This window comes from Bradyrhizobium sp. SRL28, assembly GCF_018596315.1.
Classification (GTDB): Bacteria; Pseudomonadota; Alphaproteobacteria; order Rhizobiales; family Xanthobacteraceae; genus Bradyrhizobium.
This window is the reverse complement of sequence record NZ_JAHEAG010000223.1, coordinates 1-453: the sequence shown is the minus strand read 5'-3', so window position 1 is coordinate 453 and position 453 is coordinate 1. Positions and strand designations below refer to the sequence as shown.

At 58.9% G+C, this 453-nt stretch carries 1 protein-coding gene; it reads right to left on the bottom strand.

Translation table 11 applies throughout. From position 1 onward, the window contains the following. Positions 1–453 (bottom strand): sensor histidine kinase (locus KIP88_RS46090; protein ID WP_374226623.1); only part of this gene is annotated, 453 nt, incomplete at both ends.

The window sequence follows — 453 nt, the reverse complement described above, 5'->3', positions numbered from 1 at the left end:
GTCGGATCCAGCCCCGGACCGGTATCCCGCGCCGCGAAGAGCACACCGTTCGAGGTATCCGTGTTCGTGCTGATTCGTAACTCCCGCGCCTCCTCGTCGACGCAGCTCATTGCTTCGACCGCATTGAGGATCAGGTTGAGAATGACCTGTTGCAGCTCGACGTGATCGCCTTTGATGAGCGGCAAGCCGGTCGCAAGGTCGGTCTGTAATGAGACGCCATGTCTGAGCACTTCGCTTCGGATCAGGGCGATGACGTCGAGGATAGTGTTATTGACGTCAATGCTATCTTTCCGCGCGGGTGCTTTCTTGATGAGGGCACGGATCTGGTTGATGACCTCGCCGGCTCGCTTGGCATCATTGACGATGTGATCGAGCGTCTGCCGCACCTCCTCCAGATTTGGCGGTTGAGAACTGAGCCAGCGCAGCGCGGCTTGGGCGTTGGTAAGCGTCGCA